Source organism: Bradyrhizobium manausense (genome assembly GCF_018130615.1).
Taxonomy (GTDB): domain Bacteria; phylum Pseudomonadota; class Alphaproteobacteria; order Rhizobiales; family Xanthobacteraceae; genus Bradyrhizobium; species Bradyrhizobium manausense_A.
Map to the genome: position 1 here is coordinate 18,134 of NZ_JAFCKB010000022.1, position 17,872 is coordinate 36,005.

Genomic DNA, 17,872 nt, shown 5'->3' on the forward strand with positions numbered 1-17,872 from the left:
TGGGCTTACTCCTTCCGACCGGCGAGCTGCTCTTTCAGCGCGGCGAGCTTTGCGAAGGGCGAGTTCGGGTCGGCCGGGCGATCGCGCTCCCGCGGGCTGGCGCTCGAGGCGTAGGGACGCAGCGACGGACCGCCCTGACGGTCGCGCCCCTTGTCGCGGTCGCGGCCACGATTGTCACGGCCCTTGTCACGATCGCCGCCGAACTTCTTGTTGTCGCGGTTGCGATCGCGATCCTTGTCGCGGTCCTTGCCCTGGAAGCTGCGGTTGCGGTCGTCGCGGCGCTCTCCGCCCTCGCCGCCTTCACGGCCCTTGCGGAAATCCCTGCCGCCGTCGCGGCGATGCCCACCGCCGTGACGATGGCGCTCGCCCGGCTTGGCGCCTTCGGCTGCTTCGCCGGGCGCGGCCGCGGCGCCAGCTTCAGCACCGGCCTGCGGACGCTGGTTGGTGTGGCGCTGGTGGCGATGGCGCTCGTGGCGGGGCTTGCGATCCTCGTGACGGCCGCCGGGACGCCAGACCTCGACGAGCTCGGGCTCGGCGGGCGCAGCGGCATCGGGCGACGCGGCAGCTTCCGTTGCAGCGGTCTCGGCCGGAGCAGCTTCAGCAGCTTCCGTGGGTGCAGCGGCCTCCTCGGCCGGCGGCGCGATGCCGGGGGCATCCTCGGGCGTGACAGGTGCTTCAGGCGAGGCTTCGAGCGCCGGCTCTTCGTGCGCGGGCTCGTCCTGCTGCTCCATGCCGGGCGCGTCTTCGACGGTGACTGGCTCGCCAGCGGCCTCAATGGCCGTCTCCGCAGCGGCGGCAGCATCCTCCGTCGCAGGCGTCTCAGCGGAAACGTCCGCAACGGGCGTCTCCGCAGCGGCAGGCGCCGCGGGCTTCACCGGCAGCGGCGGACGCTTTTCCATACGATAGCCGAGCGCACGCAGCACCGAGGCAAAGTCCTCGCCGGCGGAGCCGGTGAGCGAGGTCATCGCCTGCGTCACCACAAAGCTGCGGCCGTCGAACGCGCCGGCGGGCTTTTCGCCGGGCGCATTGTCACGCCAGGCCAAAGCGGGTCGGATCAAATCGGCAAGGCGCTCCAGAATGTCGACGCGCACGGCGCGCTCGCCGGCCTGCTTGTAGCCGAGCACGCGATAGGCATCGCGCGGCAGCTGCTTGTCGACCGGGAACGAGGTGCGGCCCGACGATGCCAGATGCTGCGCGCCTGACAGCGCCGACAGATCGACATTGTCCTGCTTCAGCGCCCACAGCAGCGCGGCCAGCGCACGCGCGGCGGGCTTCAGGATGCCGGGGAAATAGATGTGATAGGCACCGAAGCGGACGCCGTATTTACGGAGCGTCGCGCGCGAGGGCTGGTCGAGATCCTTCAGCTCATTGGCGATCTTGGGACGCTCGAGCACGCCGAGCGCCTCGACCAGCTGATAGGCGATGCCGCGGGCGATCCCCGTGACGTCCTCGGCCTTCGACAGCTCGAACATCGGCCCGAGCAGCTTCTCGATATGCGTCTTGAGCCAGAGATCGAGCCGCGCCTGCACCTTCTCACGGGGGCCGCCGGTCAGCCGCTCATCCGAGATGATGCGGATGCGCGGATGCAGCGCCTCCTCTGCGGCGGTCAGTCGCGCCACGGCATCGCCGGTCCAGCGGATGGTGCCATCGGAGGTCAGCACGAACTGATCGTCCGGCGCGTTGCCGAGCTTTTCGGCGCGCGTGTTGATCTCGCCGGCGAGCACCGCTTGCGCGGCAGCCTGCAAGGCTTTCGCATCGGAGCCGGCTTCCGCCGCATCCGGTGCAAAGGTGAAGCCATCGAGGCGGCCGATGACATGGCCTTCGACGATGACTTCGCCGGTCTTGCCGATTTCCGTATTCAAGCTCGTGTTCTCCCGCAGGCGGCGCATCAATACACTGGTCCGGCGATCAACGAAACGCTCAGTCAAGCGTTCATGGAGCGCATCCGATAATTTATTTTCGACCTCGCGGGCGATCCCCTGCCAGCGTTCGGGGTCTCTCAGCCAGTCCGGGCGGTTGGCGACGAAGGTCCAGGTGCGAATCTGCGCGATCCGGGCCGACAGCGTGTCGATATCGCCGTCGATGCGGTCGGCCTGGTCGACCTGGGCGGCAAACCAGGAATCCGGGATGCAGCCCTTCTGCATCAGGAAGCCGTAGAGCGTGGTGACGAGCTCGGCGTGGGCCGCCGGCGACAGCTTTCGGTAATCCGGGACCTGGCAGGCCTCCCACAGCCGCTCCACGGCGGCCTTGCCATGCGCGATATCGCGCACCTCGACGTCGCGGGCGGCATGGTCGAGCACGCGCATGTCTTCGGCGATCGGCGCCCGGGTCAGCGTCTCGTGGCCGGGGGCCAGGTTGAGCGAGACCTGGAGCGCGCCGAGGGAGGAGCAATCCAGCTTCGAGTTGCGCCATTGCAGCATCTTCACGGGGTCGAAGGTGTGGTTCTGGAGCGCGTTCACGAGCTCGGGCTCGAACGGACCGCAGCGGCCGGTGGTGCCAAAGGTGCCGTTGCGCGTGGCGCGGCCGGCGCGGCCGGCGATCTGCGCGAACTCGGCCGGCGTGAGCCTTCGGAACTGATAGCCGTCGAACTTGCGGTCGGAGGCGAACGCGACATGGTCGACGTCGAGATTGAGGCCCATGCCGACGGCGTCGGTGGCGACGAGATAGTCGACGTCGCCGTTCTGGAACATCTCGACCTGCGCATTGCGCGTGCGCGGCGACAGCGATCCCAGCACCACGGCGGCACCGCCATGCTGGCGCTTGATCAGCTCGGCGATGGCATAGACCTCGTCGGCCGAGAACGCGACGATCGCGGTGCGGCGCGGCTGGCGCGTGATCTTGCGATCACCGGCAAATTCCAGCTGCGACAGCCGGGGCCGGGTGATCATGGAGACGCCGGGCAACAGCCGCTCGATGATCGGGCGCATCGTCGCCGCGCCCAAAAGCAGCGTCTCGTCGCGGCCGCGGCGGTTGAGGATGCGGTCGGTGAAGACGTGGCCGCGCTCCAGGTCGGAGGCGATCTGGATCTCGTCGACGGCGAGGAAGGAGACGTCGATGTCGCGCGGCATCGCCTCGACGGTCGAGACCCAATAGCGCGGATTCTTCGGCTTGATCTTCTCCTCGCCGGTGATCAGCGCGACGGCCTCGGGGCCGACGCGCCCGACGATCTTGTTATAGACCTCGCGCGCGAGCAGCCGCAGCGGCAGGCCGATCATGCCCGAGGAATGCGCAAGCATCCGTTCGATGGCGAGATGGGTCTTGCCGGTGTTGGTCGGCCCGAGCACCGCAGTGACGCCGGCGCCGGGCACCCGATCGGACAGCGCGCGCTCGGAAGCGAAGGGGGAAGGAGGAAAGGCCATTCTGAATGATTAGGTAGTGGCGATTGAGGCGAATGTCAGTGCTGTCTGGGGCGGCGAGGTGAGGGGGACTCTCCGCGCGTCCGACTGTCACCGCATCCATGGAAGCAGCCCCTCACCCCAACCCTCTCCCCGTAAGAACGGGGCGAGGGGGACGAGAGAGCCGTGCAAATCCCGCGCAACTGTCTCACTTTGCGACGCTTTTCCCTCGCGCTTTAAGCTTCGGAACGACTCTAGAACGAATCGCGGCCGAATCGCAGACTCCCCAGTGAGTCCCGTTACGTTCACGCAACATGTCGCGGGACTCTTGTTTCCGTCGCACTAGATGGAGTTTTGGGCTGCCGCACAAGCGACGTTTCGATGACGGATTTCCTTAAGTTGGGGATGGCGCGGAGTCGAATCAGAATCGGGGAGGAGTCAAATGGATTCCCCGGCATGACGGGCCCCTCACCTCTTTCGTCAAAACAACCCCATGCACAGTAGGTAAGTCATTGATATTGTTGATGCGGGAGAGAGTAGTCGGGCTGTCGTCCTCCGAGGGCCGCCCAAGAGGGCTGCCACCTCAGGATGACGGCCTGGGAGGGGCGTGCGCGGCGAAGACCTTACTGCGTCTTCGCCACCCTTGGCGGCTGGGCGGTGGTGATGAAGCTGGTCGCTTCCAGCATCGCCGGCCCCAGCGGCGTCGGCACTTTCAGCCAGAATGGAACCAGGATGCGCGTGCCCGCGACCGGCGCCAGCGCGATCTCGATGTTGCGCTGGGCGGCGAGGTATTTGATCACGGGGCGGTCGGGGATGTAGCCGGCGATCGGCACGAAATAGAGCGCGCAGACCACGACCGGGCCGTGATAGCCCTTCTCCGCCTTCACGGTCTCCATGCGCTTGAAATCGAGCTTGAGCTCGTAGCGCATGCGGCCGTCGAACACGGGCGCGCTGCCGTGGCAGGCCTCCGGCGACAAGGAATCGCCGGTTCCGGGCACGCGGACCAGCGAGGCCGTCATCGGATCGAACACGCCGCGGCGATGCGCGTCGGTGACGACGATGCGGTCGGCATCGACCGGCGGCTCCGGAATGATGCCGAACTCCTTCACGTTGCCCTTGTCGAGCGTGATGTGGATCTCTTCGGTCTTCTTCGAGGTGGTGGTGGAAGCCTGGTAGGCGGAAGCGACCAGCGCACCATTGACGATGCGACCCTGCGAGGCGCCGGTGCCGGACCCGCCCGCGAACGATTTCAAGATGCCGGTGGTGCCGCCGGAGGCCGCCGCCGAGAACACGTCGTCCTGGATATCGATGTTCCAGGCGCCGCGGCCGACCGGAATGCCGGCCAAAGTCGCCTCATATTGCGCCTCGAGCTTGCCCTGCGCCGCCGCAGGCTCCGCCGCCCATGCCAGCACCAGCCCGCCAAGCGCAGCCAGGGCCAGCCGGACAACAGCAGCCAGCCGGCCGGCCGCACGCAGCCGGGGCGGAAAGAGGGGTGAGGTGGGCACGAAACGATCCAATCGGAGAGCGAGTGTTGTTACTTAAGCCTGTTACGGCCGCAAGCAATGCATCCGGGCCGCTATAGCCGGGAACTCACCGGAGTCTTTCAGGCGCGATTGCGCCCTTTATGTGATGGTAAGGCGCTTTAAACATTGCCGTTTTGGTGATCGGCCCGTGTCCCCGCCCCGGCGGGATAACCTCTCCCGCTTGCGGGAGAGGTCGCGCGCAGCGCGGGTGAGGGCTTTCTCCTCTGGGGGACATCCACTACGTTCCCACCACGGTGACACCCTCTCCCCAACCCTCCCCCGCAGGCGGGGGAGGGAGCGCACCTTATCCCGGGGCACGATCCGTGGCCCAAATCCTTGACTACCCGCCCCTATCCCCCTATACGTCCGCCCGCTCCCTACAAGGACACAGAATTAGCCCCCGTGGCGCCCCGAATGGCGGCCGCAATCGTTGGGGGTTCGAAACAAGGATTTTTGCCATGTCTCGCCGCTGCGAACTGACGGCCAAGGGCCCCCTCGTCGGCCACAAGGTCAGCCACTCCAACATCAAGACCAAGCGCCGCTTCCTGCCGAACCTGGTCAACGTGACCTTCATCAGCGAAGCCCTGGAGCGCAACGTGCGCCTGCGCGTCTCCACCAACGCGGTGAAGAGCGTCGACCACAATGGCGGCCTGGACGCCTACCTGCTCAAGGCCAAGGCCGACGCCCTGTCGCCGCGCGCCCTCGAGCTGAAGCGCGCCATCCAGAAGAAGGTCGGCGACGCGCCGGTCAAGAAGGCCAGCTAAGATATTTCCGAATTGGGCGGGGGCTAAGTTGCGTCGCGTGGCGTAGGCTTAGTCAGTCGAGTTTTGCGTTGCGGCCGGATCGAAAGATCCGGCCGTTTTTGTTTGTATGAGCCGCGTTGAATCGACTTCGGCGGCGGACAACTGTAGATAGAAGAACTACAATCTATAACTGCGCGCCAGGTTGTGACTACAAGCCTCTTTTGAAGAAGTCTGGTGTTTATAACGAAGCGCGCTGGCGCACACTCGATCGGCTAGACACTTCAAACTTCGAGCGCGTCGTGAGACCGCAAGAAGCACTTCTGTCTGTAGCAATGGCTCACACCAATGGAAACATTTCGCGTAACAGTCAAAAATTATCGCGGATTTTCAGACCAGGCTCCAGCACGGTTCGAAATTGGCCCCGGATTGACTGCCTTTGTCGGGTCGAACAACGTTGGCAAGTCTGCGCTCAAGTTGCTCGTTTATGAACTACGCCCCCTCTTTGAACTTCTCTCGCGGCCATTCGCCACTAGGCCAAATCTTTTCTTCGCAACTACCGGAGAGCAACTGTCATGCGGCAACTATCCGGGGACATCTGATCCAGTTGAACTCTTCAACAATACCAACGACCGCGGGATAACTATCGAATTCGAGGTGGTAGGAGCGTCCCCATCGAAGGAATTCGACCACACGATTAATCGTGTGGTCGTCAAATGCTCGCGCGCAGCGCCGATGAATTGGCAAGTTGACGCATTCTCTTTTCAAAGCCCAAAAGATCGAGTCCGTTCATTCAACGGTTACGTTGATCGAGACGACACGACAGTTGCGGATTCATCAAATACGATAACTTACTATTTTGGATACGTGTTGGACGCATTCAAAGCCCTAAGAAGCGCGAAATACTATGGAGCTTTTCGCAACGCACTAAACGAAGGCTCTGGCCAGTACTTTGATTTTCAAATCGGAACAGCATTTATTGAACTTTGGAATAACTGGAAGACAGCCGGAAATATCGCGCATTCACGAGCAATAGGAAAAATCACAGAAGAGATCCGAAGACTTTTTGAGTTTGAACAATTGGAAATCAATGCGTCGCTAAGTTTGAAGACCCTGATCGTCTCAATCGATGGGCATCCGTATCGGTTGAGTGCGTTGGGATCAGGCATCTCGCAGTTTATCATGGCGTTAGGAAATGCAGCTACCGCGCGCCCTACTTTAATTTTGATAGATGAGCCCGAGACAAATCTTCATCCCGCCTTACAGATCGATTTTCTACTCACCTTGGCTCAGTATGCTCGGATTGGCTGCATATTTTCCACGCATTCCATCGGGTTAGCCCGCTCGGTAGCGGAGCGAGTTTATTCTGTTCAGCGTAGCAAGCTTGGTCCAGTCGTACGACCCTTTGCCGCGACAACCAGCTACAGTGAGTTTCTCGGTGAACTAAGCTTTACTAGCTTCAAAGAGATGGGCTGCGATCGGATTTTGCTTGTTGAAGGAGTGCACGACGTCAAAGTTGTGCAACAGATGCTTCGGTTGCTTGGAAAAGAACACACAACAGTGATCCTCCCGTTGGGAGGAGATCAGATGGCTGCTGGCCATCGAGAAATCGAACTCGCAGAGCTAAAGCGGCTATCAAACAACGTCTCTGTGCTTGTCGACAGCGAGCGCTTCAACAGCAATGAACCGGCCGCCGAGCGCCGCCAGCAATTTGCGGAGACTTGCACTAAAATAGGCTTCCAAGTTTGCGTGACCGGAAGGCGTGCCATAGAGAATTATCTTCCGGATCATGCTGTAAAGGCCGCTCTGGGTGAAGGCTTTTCCGCACTGACAGAATACGAGCGGATGGCTGAGCACGCTAACGGTTGGGCTAAAGCTGATAACTGGCGAATCGCCCATTTCATGAACAAAGCAGACCTATTGTCCACCGACGTCGGCCAGTTCCTTGAGAGAATCTAATTCGTCCAAGTCTCGTTAGCGCCTCGGATCAGGAAGAATTGCTCATCATCTGCTGTGACGCGCGCGGCAACGAGCTCTCAGCTGAAGCTCCATCGCTGACTGCGCAAGATGATCAGGTCCGCGCCGCCATAACTCGCCGCCTCCCCCTACCCCCGAAAATCAATGCTCCGCAGCACGATCCCCGGCGGGGTGCCTTCGAACTCGGCTGCGCGGTATTTGCTGGCGACGCGGGTTTCGATGCGGTCGCGGAGGCGGGCGAACTGGGCTTCGCGCTGGTCGGGGCGGGTTTGGGGGCCGCGTTCGAGATCGTCCATGGCCGAGGTCGAGATCGCGCAGGGAATTTCCTTTGGCCCGTCGTGCATCGAGAACTGGATGATGCCGCGGTCCTGCTCGTGGCCGATGAAACGGCCGCTGGTGAGGGGCATGGGGTTACTCCTGTTACGCGGGTTGCGCGATCGCCGCTGCGCGTTCCAATCGTCGATCGGCTCTATTTGAAAGACGCTGTGGCCACGCTATCCGAAACAACGCGCTTTCGTGGTTATGGGTCCCGGCCTTCGCCGGGACGACAGATGTATTCCGCGCGCGCGCCTCGGTCGCCGCAGGCCGCCCGCGGCTTACTTAGCTATCCCCGCCCAGCCTCGCGAAGTCGTCGAACAGGGCGGCGACCAGGGCGCGGTGGCGGGTGTCCTCGGTCGGCAGGCTTGCGGCGTAGAGGTTGAGGAGGTAGCGCGCCTTCACGGCGGCTTCGGACCAGGAGGCGGCGGGCACGGTCATCAGGCGGTTTTCGAGATCGGCCTCGCGCTCGCGCAGCTGCCGGACATTGCTCTCGACCTCGGCCAGCGCGCGGCGCAGGTCGGTCGCCTTCTGCGCGGCCATGCCGCGATGCTTGTCGAGATCGACGGGGGTGTCAGTCATTGGCGATGCTCGCGTCGGACGCCATCGCGTCGGCAAGGTCGATCGCGCGGATCGAGCGCATCTCCACCGAGCCGAGCACGCCGTCCACGGGCACGATGATCGACGTGCCGACGCGGCGCCAGGCCGAGAAGGTCTCGCTCTCGATCGTCTCCTCGTCGGCGATCACGGGATAGCTGCCCGCGGGCAGCAGCCGGTCGATGCCGTGGATGCGGAACGGATGCCTGAACGTGACGGTCTCCCGCCGCGACCGGATGGTCATGCACGCCTGCCTTCCTCACGAGAGCGGCCCCAACCGACCGGCAACGACGACCATGCGCTCAATGTCCGGCAATAGCCAGCGCTATCGTCGCTGCCGTATGCGGAGATGAGATTGGGCTCGCTAGCGAGACTTGGTGCTCACCTCTCCCCAGCGGGGAGAGGTCGGATTGCGCCTGGCGATGCGAAGCGTCGTCCAGTGCAATCCGGGTGAGGGGCCGCGGCATTCGGTGAGACCGCAACCCCTCACCCGGAACGCATCTTTCGATGCGCTCCGACCTCTCCCTATGGGAGAGGTGGATCACGCTCCGTGGCCGGCAGCGGCCGCATCCAGTGAGCACGCGCGGCGTTTTAGTTCTCGCTATTGGGGTGATGCAGGCGTACGTCTTGGATGCGCCTGCGCGCCGCGCAGGATGCGTGTTGCCATCGGTCGAGCCAAGTTCATTCGAAACCTCTGGAGGAGACGAAATCATGGCCAAGGGACAGCAGCGCAGCAATCGCGAAGCCAAGAAGCCGAAGAAGGACAAAGCCAAGGTGATCGCCGCGGCGCCGAGCCGCAAGGAAGCGGCGTGGCAGCCGGATTTCGGGCCGGGGAAGAAGAAGTAGGCCTCGCGATCGCCTCAGCGCAGCTGCTTCTTCACCTCGCCCCGCTCTTGTCCGCCGAAGCCTAGGCGAAGGCGGATGCGGGGCGAGGTCGGAATTTGCATAGCAAATTCCGGGTGAGCGCACCGCCTTCGCGGCAACCACCCGCCGTCTCCTCGCCGTCGCGCTTTTTTGCTATGCTCGCCCCGGTAGCATCACCCGGAGGCGCATCCCATGGAGCACTCGGCCAATCCCACCCCGAAGAACCTCGTCATCTGCTGTGACGGCACCGGCAACGAGATCTCGGAGAACATCTCCAACGTCCTGAAGCTCTATCGCTGCCTGCGCAAGACCGACAAGACGCAGCCGCGGCAGATGGTATTTTACGATCCCGGGGTCGGCACGGTGACGGAGCCGTCGACCTGGAACAGGTGGAAGGCCAACATCAGGCTGGTGCTGGGGCTCGCCACCGGCTACGGGCTCGATGACAACGTGCTCTCGGCCTATTGCTTCCTGGTCGAGCATTATGCGCCCGGCGACAGGATCTATCTGTTCGGTTTTTCGCGCGGTGCCTACACCGTTCGCGTGCTGGCGGGGCTGATCCACAAGGTGGGGCTGATCTCGCCGGAGCAGGCGAACCTCGCAGGCTCTGGCCTCGTCGCCTACAAGCAATATTCCGGGCTCGGCCACGGCAACGACATCGAGGACCTCAAGGACATCGCCGTCGACGACCAGGGGCCGCTGCCGAAGGACGAATTCGACCTCGCCGCCCAGTTCGCGCGCATCACCTCGACGCGCTGGCCGACCATCCACTTCATCGGCGTGTGGGACACGGTGGCGAGCGTGATCGTGCCGCGGCGCGACGTGTTCTTCCTCGTGTTCAGCCTGGAGGAGCTCGCCTTCACGCTGCGCAATCCCAGCGTCAACATCTTCCGCCAGGCGATCGCGATCGACGAGCGGCGCTGCATGTTCCGCCTGAAGGCGTATGAGGAGCCGCAGGAGTTCTGGAGCCACCGCTATGTGCCCGACGAGAAGAAGGTGGCGCAGGACATTCTGCAGGTGTGGTTCGCCGGCGTGCATTGCGACGTCGGCGGCGGCTATCCCGAGGCGGAAAGCGCGGAGTCGAAATATCCGCTGATCTGGATGATCGAGGAAGCGGCGAAGGCCGGGCTGAACTTCAACCCGAGCACGGTGAAGCAGCTCGCCTGGGGCCGGGAGCGCAAGAACTCGCCGTTCAGATATGTCGAGCCGGCTTTCACCGGCAAGGCGGGCAAGCTGCACGATTCGATGAGCGCGGCCTGGCGCGTGCTGGAATTTTTGCCGAAGCGCGCGACCTACAAGGAATGGCCGGAGCGGAAGGTGTTTCTCGGCTTCTACATCCCCGATTGCGAACCGCGCCTCATTCCCGAAGGCGCGCATGTGCATGAGAGTGTGTTGAAGCGGATGGCGGTGGAGCCGGACTACCGGCCGGTGAACATGCCGAAGGAGTTTGTGACGGTGCCGATGCCGGTGCCGACGGGCCCTGGTGTTGAGGCGGAGGTGGGGGAGAGCGTGGCGGGGTGATGGTGGGGCGCAATGACAGTTGTTGTGGCGGGTCCGCGCCACACAAATGGTGTCGTCCTGGCGAAAGCCAGGACCCATACCGCGTGATTTCTCGATTGCAGTAGGTAGGTGTACCGGACGACGAGTCTTCGCCAAACGCCTCCCTGGGGGTGGGTCCTGGCCTTCGCCAGGACGACGGTGGAGATTTTGGCGGCCGTAGCGCATCTCTCCATCATCCCGCCCGCCCTTCCGCCCCCCCCCCACCCCACTACCGCTACTTTCTCCAACCACCGCTACTTTTCATTAAAATTCTCCGCCCCGCTTTAGCCTCTTCGCATCACCTGCTCCGCCATCATTGTTCCCCAAGCCCACCGCGCCGTCCGCGGTATTGGAGGAGAGTGCCAATGCATCCGCGTCGACATGTCCGGGTGAAGCCCGCAGGCCTGGTGTCGCGCCAGGCCAAGATCATCACCGACCCGCGCGCGCCGGTGATCGTCTGCACGCTGATCGACTATTCGCCCGGCGGGGCCTGCGTCGATCTCGGCGGACAGGTGAAGATTCCCGATCGGTTCGAGCTGCTGCACGTGAACACCAAGAAGCGCTGCCGGATCGCCTGGAAGCGCGGCACGCGGGTGGGCGTGGTGTTTTGATTTCCTCGTCGTCGTCGTTCAGGGCGCTGCTACAAACTCGGTGTCGCCCTGGCGAACGCCAGGACGACGGCGGGGTTTGAGGCGCCGCTACCGGCCCCTCACGCCTTCCGCATCCGCGCCTTTGCGCCCGCGACGATCTGCATCGCGACGCCGGCGATCCAGCCGAGGAACACCAGCCAGGTCAGCGCATCGTGCGGCTCGAGCCGCAGCACGATGACGGCAACCGACGCCAGCGCCGTGAGCGTGGCGCAGAGCGTGCCGGCGGAGCTGAGGAATTCGGCGGCGTCGATCTCGCTATGCGCTTCGTCGAACGGCAGCTGCGGCGTGTCGATGCCGAGATAGAAGCCGACGACGCCGAGCAGCATCATCAACAGCAGAAAGCCCTGCGTGGTGAGCGCGGGAACCGCCGATCCGACATAGGCGCCGACGAACAGCCCGCACGCGGCGCCCGCCATCGCGAGGCCGATCCGTTCCAGCACATGGGCAGACTTGCGAACACGGTACCGCATGGCGAGCCTCGCGCGCCGTTGAGCTGCGAGGAGGTTAGGCCAGTTTTGTCTGGGGTGGAAGGTGAGGAGAGTTACGGATGCGTGAGGTCGCGTGCGAGCGAGGCGCATTAGCCGCGCGTCATCCTCCACTGTCGTCCCGGCGAAGGCCGGGACCCATCACACAGGGAGCAGTTGTGCGAAGACTCTAGGTGATGTTGTTAATGCACGCCGCGCGCCATCGTGAGATCACGCGGTATGGGCCCCGGCCTTCGCCGGGGCGACACTATTGTTGGAGCGCCGCTGGTGCCCCCTACCGCGCCCCGAAGGTGGTCTTGCCGAACAGCGCCTTCTGCGTCGAGGGCTGCGAGCGCCAATATTGCGGCGGGGCCTCGACTTCGCCGCCGAGTTCGGCGGCGGCGTGCCAGCCCCAGCGGGGGTCGTAGAGCATGGCGCGGCCGAGCGCGACCATGTCGGCCTTGCCGCTACTGACGATCTCCTCGGCGTGCTTCGCGTCCGTGATCAGACCGACCGCGATGGTCGGCAATCCCGTCTCGCGCTTGATGGCCTCCGCGAACTGCACCTGATAGCCGGGGCCGAGCGTGATCTTCTGCAAGGCGGAGACGCCGCCGGAGGAGGCATCGATCCAGTCGACGCCGCGCGCCTTCAGCGCCCGCGCGAATTCGATGGTCTGCGCCAGATCCCAGCCGCCCTCGACCCAATCGATCGACGACACCCGCATGCCCACGGGCTTGTCGTGCGGGAACACGGCGCGCACGGCGTCGAAGATCTCGAGCGGGAAGCGCATGCGGTTCTCGAGCGAACCGCCATATTCGTCGGTGCGCTTGTTCGAGATCGGTGACAGGAACTGATGCATGAGATAGCCGTGCGCGCCGTGCAGCTCGATCGCATCGATGCCGATGCGCTCCGCGCGCTTGGCGCTGTCTACGAAAGCCTCGCGGATGCGCTTCAGCCCCGCGGCATCGAGCGCCACGGGCGCCGCCTCACCCTCCTTGTGCGGCAGCGCCGACGGCGCCACCGTCTGCCAGCCGCCTTCGCCGAGCGGTATCAGCTGGCCGCCGTCCCAGGGCCGCGCGCTGGAAGCCTTGCGGCCGGCATGGGCGAGCTGCATCGCGATCGCGGTGGAGGAATGCTTGCGGACCGATGTGAGGATCTGCTTCAGCGCGGCCTCGGAGGCGTCGCTGTAGAGCCCGAGACAGCCCGGCGTGATGCGGCCGATCGCCTCGACATGGGTCGCCTCGATGCAGAACATCGCCGCCCCCGACAGCGCGAGATTGTTGATGTGGGTGAAATGCCAGTCGGTCGGCACGCCGTCCTCGGCCGAATACTGGCACATCGGCGACACCACCAGGCGGTTCTTCAGCGTCAGGCCGCGCAGCTTGATCGGGGAAAACAGGGCGCTCATGCAAGGATCCGGATCGGAGGAATGGAAGCGATTGCATGGAGTTTAGTGAGCGACGCACGAATTGCCAGTTGCGCGAGGAGCATGGCGGCCCGCGGCGCCATGCATTACGGGCCACTGCAAACTCAGCCGTCATCCCGGGGTACGCAAAGCGTGAGCCCCGGGGTCCATAGCCACAAGATCGGCGCTTCGCTTGTCGGGGACGACAGCGGATTACCGGAGAGCTGGAGCCCTACTCCACCAGCGTGAACTGCAGCAGCAGGGTGCGCTGGAGCATGGAGAAATTATCGTCCGACACCAGCGTCAGCACGGTCTCGCCCTCCGCCGTGACGTGGGCATCGATGCCTTCCATGTTGTCGATCTCGTGGCCGAGATCGGCCTCGAACAGCACGGGACCGTCGACCAATGCGCCCGGCGCGATTCCCTTCAAGGGGAGCGAGCGGATGCGGATGTTGATGCCGGTGAACCAGGAGAATTTGCGTTCGAGGATCAAGAGCTCGCCCGAGGGCAGCAGCACGGCGTCGCTGATATACTGCTTGTCGGTGCGCTTGATGCTGAACTGGCCGGGCATTGGGCCTCCGATCAAGAAGCCGATCAGATTGCCGTCGGCATCGAAGCCGCCTTCCGCCATCGCGATCAGCGTGCCCGCGAGCGGCTGGCCCTTCATGCCCTTCGGGACGAACACCAGCGCCTCGAGCCCCTTGTTGTAGGGCAGCTTGCGCAAGGCCGGCGGCGTCGGCACCACCTCGCCGCGGGCGCGGGTGCCGCCGCGCGCGAAATCGAAGCGCATGATCTGGTTGACGCGCTCGAGCCCGACATAAACCAGCGAGCCGTCGCGCGCGAGCGACTCGGTGTCGTACCAGAGCCGCTTCTCCGTGATCGGCCGCCCCTCGGAATTGAGCATCGGCGCGGCCTCGACGTCATCGAGCCCGGCCATCTTGCCGTTGGCGTAGCGGATCGCGCCGGTGAACCAGCTGCCTTGATCCGACAGCGCAAGAAAGCGCTCGCCCTTGTCATCGAGGAAGCGCAAGCCGGACAGGCCGCCGAAGCCGCGATGCGGCGAGGTCAGGACCAAACCGCTGCGATATGCCAGCTGCCCGAAGCGCACGCGCGCGCGGTCGCGCGGCTCGAAGAACGGGATCTGCCGCGCGTTGACCTCGATGCCGACGGCTTCGGTGACGGCGTGCTCGGCCTGCGCAGGCCGCGACGCGGACTGCGCTTGCGCGAGCCGTGGGAGAGCGAGGGTGGAAAATCCCGCCGCCGCATGGCCAAGAAAGCTGCGGCGGGATTGAAGTGTGCTCACGAATGCAGTTTGCGTCGCGGGCGATTGGCCGGCTGGGTCGGCGCCGTATTGGTCTCGCTGAAGAGTTCGGCGAGCTTCTCGGTGATGGCGCCGCCGAGTTCCTCGGCGTCCACGATCGTCACCGCGCGGCGGTAGTAGCGCGTCACGTCATGGCCGATGCCGATCGCGATCAGCTCGACCGGCGAGCGGGTCTCGATCTCCTCGATGATGTGGCGCAGGTGCCGCTCGAGATAATTGCCGGGATTGACCGACAGCGTGGAATCGTCGACCGGCGCGCCGTCCGAGATCATCATCAGGATCTTGCGCTGCTCGGGCCGGCCGAGCAGGCGCTTGTGCGCCCAGTCCAGCGCCTCGCCGTCGATGTTCTCCTTCAGCAGCCCCTCGCGCATCATCAGGCCGAGATTTTTCCGCGCACGACGCCAGGGCGCGTCGGCGGATTTGTAGATGATGTGGCGGAGATCGTTGAGGCGGCCGGGACTGGCCGGCTTGCCGGCGGCGAGCCACGCCTCGCGGGATTGCCCGCCCTTCCAGGCGCGCGTGGTGAAGCCGAGGATTTCGACCTTGACGCCGCAACGCTCCAGCGTGCGCGCGAGAATGTCGGCGCAGGTGGCGGCGACCGTGATCGGGCGGCCGCGCATCGAGCCGGAATTGTCGAGCAGCAGCGTCACCACGGTGTCGCGGAACGTCGCCTCCTTCTCGTGCATGAAGGACAGCGGGTGATAGGGATCGGTAACCACGCGCGACAGGCGCGCAGGGTCCAGAATGCCCTCTTCGAGGTCGAACTCCCAGGCGCGATTCTGCTGCGCCATCAGGCGGCGCTGCAGCCGGTTGGCGAGACGGGCGACGATGCCTTGCAGATGCGCGAGCTGCTTATCGAGATAGGCGCGCAGGCGCTCCAGCTCGTCATGGTCGCAAAGATCCTCGGCCGCGATGACCTCGTCGAATTTCGGTGCGAAGGCGTGATATTCCGGCCCGCGCGGCTCGTTCTTGCCGTGCGAGTTCGGACGCGTCGCCTCGCCCGGCGTCTCGTCGTCGCCGAGCTCGCCGTCGTCGAACGTATCTGACGTCGAGGCCTGCGCGCTTTCCATCGCGCTCTCGCTCATCTCCTCGGACGAAGCCTGCGCCTGGTCGGCGCTCATCTCCTGCGCGGCGTCGGAATCGGGTGAGCCTTCCGCGCCGGACTGATCGTTGTCGCCGTCCTGGTTCTCGTCGTTGTCGTCGTTGTCCTCACTATCGGCGCTGCGCTCGTCACCGAGCTCGAGCGCGGTCAGGAGATCATGCACGGCATCGCCGAACTTGGTCTGGTCCTCGACCACGCCATCGAGCCGGTCGAGCCGCTTGCCAATTTTGTCTTCCAGGATCGGCCGCCAGAGATCGACCATCTTCTTCGCGGCCGCCGGCGGCGCCATCCCGGTCAGGCGCTCGCGCACCAGCATCGCCAGCGCATCGGCCAGCGGCGCGTCGGCGCGGTCGGTGATCTCGTCGAACTTGCCACGATGGAAATGGTCGTCGAGCATCGCGGTGAGGTTTTTCGCAACGCCCGCCATGCGGCGCGCGCCGATCGCCTCGACACGGGCCTGCTCGACCGCCTCGAACACGCCGCGCGCCTGCGGATTGCCGGGCATCAGCTTGCGATGCAGCTTGGCATCGTGACAGGCGATCTTCAGCGCAATGGAGTCGGCATGGCCGCGCACGATCGCGGCGTCGCGCTTGGTCATCTTGCGCGCCGGCTCCGGCAGCCGCGCCTTGCCGGGCGCGAGGCCCGGACGCTCGGCGGCGAAGGAGACGTCGAGCTCGGGCGACTTCGCGATCGCCTTGAGGCAGGAGGCGACGGAGCGCTTGAACGGCTCGGTCGGCGCTTCCTTGCTGCTGCGGAATTTGGAGTTGGAGGTGGTGCTCATCTCGATCTCACCGTCGTCCCCGCGAAGGCGGGGACCCATAGCCACAGGGAGCAGTTAGTGAGCACACTGACGGCCCCGATCTTCGCAACAACCACGGCCTGTGGTTATGGGTCCCGGATCTGCGCTTCGCTTGTCCGGGACGACATCTCAACCTCAGCTGAGCGCCACATTGACTGCCGATTCCGGCAGCTCCGCATTGAAGCAGCGCTGGTAGAACTCGGCGACCAGGGGACGCTCGAGCTCGTCGCACTTGTTGAGGAAGGTGACACGGAAGGCGAAGCCGATATCGCCGAAGATGTCGGCGTTTTCCGCCCAGGTAATCACCGTGCGCGGGCTCATCACCGTCGACAGATCGCCATTAGCGAAGGCATTACGGGTGAGATCGGCAAGGCGCACCATCTTGTTGACGATGTCGCGGCCTTCCTGGGTGCGATAGTGCTTGGCCTTCGCCAGCACGATCTCCACTTCCTCGTCGTGGCTGAGGTAGTTGAGCGTGGTGACGATCGACCAGCGGTCCATCTGGCCCTGGTTGATCTGCTGGGTGCCGTGATAGAGACCCGAGGTGTCGCCGAGGCCAACGGTGTTCGCCGTCGCAAACAGGCGGAAGGCCGGATGCGGCTTGATCACCTTGTTTTGGTCGAGCAGCGTCAGCCGACCCGAAACTTCCAGCACGCGCTGAATCACGAACATCACGTCCGGGCGGCCGGCGTCGTATTCGTCGAACACCAGCGCGACGTTGTTCTGCAGCGCCCAGGGCAGGATACCGTCACGGAATTCGGTGACCTGCTTGCCGTCGCGGACCACGATGGAGTCCTTTCCGACGAGGTCGATACGGCTGATGTGGCTGTCGAGGTTGACGCGCACGCAGGGCCAGTTCAGGCGGGCGGCGACCTGCTCGATATGGGTGGATTTACCGGTACCGTGATAGCCGGTCACCATCACGCGGCGGTTGCGGGCGAAACCGGCGAGAATGGCAAGCGTGGTGGCGCGATCGAAACGGTAGTCGGAATCGACTTCAGGGACGTGAGGATCGACTTCGGAATAGGCGGGGACCTCGAGATCGCTGTCGATCCCAAACACCTGGCGCACCGACACCTTCATGTCGGGCAAACCGGAAACTTCCTCAACTTTGGACATGGCGGCGGTCGTCATCAATCCTCCGAGGCCCCGGGCGGTCCCGAGACCAGTTATTTGCACGTTGGCTGCGGCTGGGTGCGGCTGCGAACCTATCAGAGACGAGGAGCCGGCAGAAGCCCGCG

Annotated in this window: 15 protein-coding genes; 5 read left to right on the plus strand and 10 right to left on the minus strand. The window is 64.3% G+C overall.

Annotation, left to right across the window (positions count from 1 at the left end; all coding sequences use genetic code 11):
- Positions 1–5: 5 nt before the first annotated feature.
- Positions 6–3,359, minus strand: a complete 3,354-nt coding sequence (locus JQ587_RS30455; protein ID WP_212427801.1) for a helicase-related protein — start codon at positions 3,357–3,359, stop codon at positions 6–8.
- Between the two features lie 599 nt (positions 3,360–3,958).
- Positions 3,959–4,768, minus strand: coding sequence for a DUF3108 domain-containing protein (locus tag JQ587_RS30460; protein ID WP_249154610.1), 810 nt, complete (start codon positions 4,766–4,768; stop codon positions 3,959–3,961).
- 548 nt (positions 4,769–5,316) lie between these two features.
- On the opposite strand from JQ587_RS30460, the gene rpmB reads away from it, so the two are divergent.
- Both rpmB and JQ587_RS30470 read left to right on the plus strand, forming a co-directional pair.
- Entirely contained in the window at positions 5,317–5,622 is a 306-nt protein-coding gene (gene rpmB / locus JQ587_RS30465; RefSeq protein WP_212427803.1) for a 50S ribosomal protein L28, read from the plus strand.
- Positions 5,623–5,946: 324 nt separating this feature from the next.
- Complete coding sequence (locus tag JQ587_RS30470; protein ID WP_212427804.1) at positions 5,947–7,557, plus strand: ATP-dependent nuclease; 1,611 nt, start codon at positions 5,947–5,949, stop codon at positions 7,555–7,557.
- Between the two features lie 146 nt (positions 7,558–7,703).
- Here JQ587_RS30470 and JQ587_RS30475 read toward each other — a convergent pair whose 3' ends face one another.
- The 3 genes from JQ587_RS30475 to JQ587_RS30485 form a co-directional block, all read right to left on the minus strand.
- Positions 7,704–7,982, minus strand: coding sequence for a DUF1488 family protein (locus JQ587_RS30475; protein ID WP_212303961.1), 279 nt, complete (start codon positions 7,980–7,982; stop codon positions 7,704–7,706).
- 193 nt (positions 7,983–8,175) lie between these two features.
- Complete coding sequence (locus JQ587_RS30480; protein ID WP_212303962.1) at positions 8,176–8,472, minus strand: hypothetical protein; 297 nt, start codon at positions 8,470–8,472, stop codon at positions 8,176–8,178.
- Positions 8,465–8,731: a hypothetical protein gene (locus JQ587_RS30485; RefSeq protein WP_212427805.1), complete on the minus strand. Its 267-nt coding sequence runs from the start codon at positions 8,729–8,731 to the stop codon at positions 8,465–8,467. Before JQ587_RS30485 ends, JQ587_RS30480 begins: the two co-directional genes overlap by 8 nt.
- Positions 8,732–9,198: 467 nt before the next feature.
- On the opposite strand from JQ587_RS30485, the gene JQ587_RS36985 reads away from it, so the two are divergent.
- From JQ587_RS36985 to JQ587_RS30495, 3 genes are all read left to right on the plus strand, one after another.
- Entirely contained in the window at positions 9,199–9,333 is a 135-nt protein-coding gene (locus JQ587_RS36985; protein ID WP_283815704.1) for a hypothetical protein, read from the plus strand.
- Between the two features lie 210 nt (positions 9,334–9,543).
- Positions 9,544–10,872 carry a T6SS phospholipase effector Tle1-like catalytic domain-containing protein gene (locus JQ587_RS30490; RefSeq protein ID WP_212427806.1) on the plus strand — a complete coding sequence of 443 codons (1,329 nt, stop codon included), beginning with the start codon at positions 9,544–9,546 and terminating at the stop codon, positions 10,870–10,872.
- 383 nt (positions 10,873–11,255) lie between these two features.
- Positions 11,256–11,501: a PilZ domain-containing protein gene (locus JQ587_RS30495; RefSeq protein ID WP_212303537.1), complete on the plus strand. Its 246-nt coding sequence runs from the start codon at positions 11,256–11,258 to the stop codon at positions 11,499–11,501.
- Positions 11,502–11,599: 98 nt separating this feature from the next.
- Here the strand turns inward: JQ587_RS30495 and JQ587_RS30500 are convergent, their stop codons facing one another.
- The 5 genes from JQ587_RS30500 to cobS all read right to left on the minus strand — a co-directional run bounded on the left by JQ587_RS30500 (position 11,600) and on the right by cobS (position 17,765).
- Positions 11,600–12,010: a hypothetical protein gene (locus JQ587_RS30500; RefSeq protein ID WP_212303538.1), complete on the minus strand. Its 411-nt coding sequence runs from the start codon at positions 12,008–12,010 to the stop codon at positions 11,600–11,602.
- A 289-nt stretch (positions 12,011–12,299) separates the two neighbouring features.
- On the minus strand, positions 12,300–13,412 hold the full coding sequence (locus tag JQ587_RS30505; RefSeq protein WP_212427807.1) for an NADH:flavin oxidoreductase/NADH oxidase: 1,113 nt from the start codon (positions 13,410–13,412) through the stop codon (positions 12,300–12,302).
- A 229-nt stretch (positions 13,413–13,641) separates the two neighbouring features.
- Positions 13,642–14,712, minus strand: a complete 1,071-nt coding sequence (locus JQ587_RS30510; RefSeq protein WP_212427808.1) for an esterase-like activity of phytase family protein — start codon at positions 14,710–14,712, stop codon at positions 13,642–13,644.
- Positions 14,709–16,613, minus strand: coding sequence for a cobaltochelatase subunit CobT (cobT, locus tag JQ587_RS30515; protein WP_212303541.1), 1,905 nt, complete (start codon positions 16,611–16,613; stop codon positions 14,709–14,711). The genes JQ587_RS30510 and cobT overlap by 4 nt, the downstream gene beginning before the upstream one ends.
- Positions 16,614–16,766: 153 nt before the next feature.
- Positions 16,767–17,765, minus strand: coding sequence for a cobaltochelatase subunit CobS (gene cobS / locus JQ587_RS30520; protein WP_128949368.1), 999 nt, complete (start codon positions 17,763–17,765; stop codon positions 16,767–16,769).
- Positions 17,766–17,872: the final 107 nt, after the last annotated feature.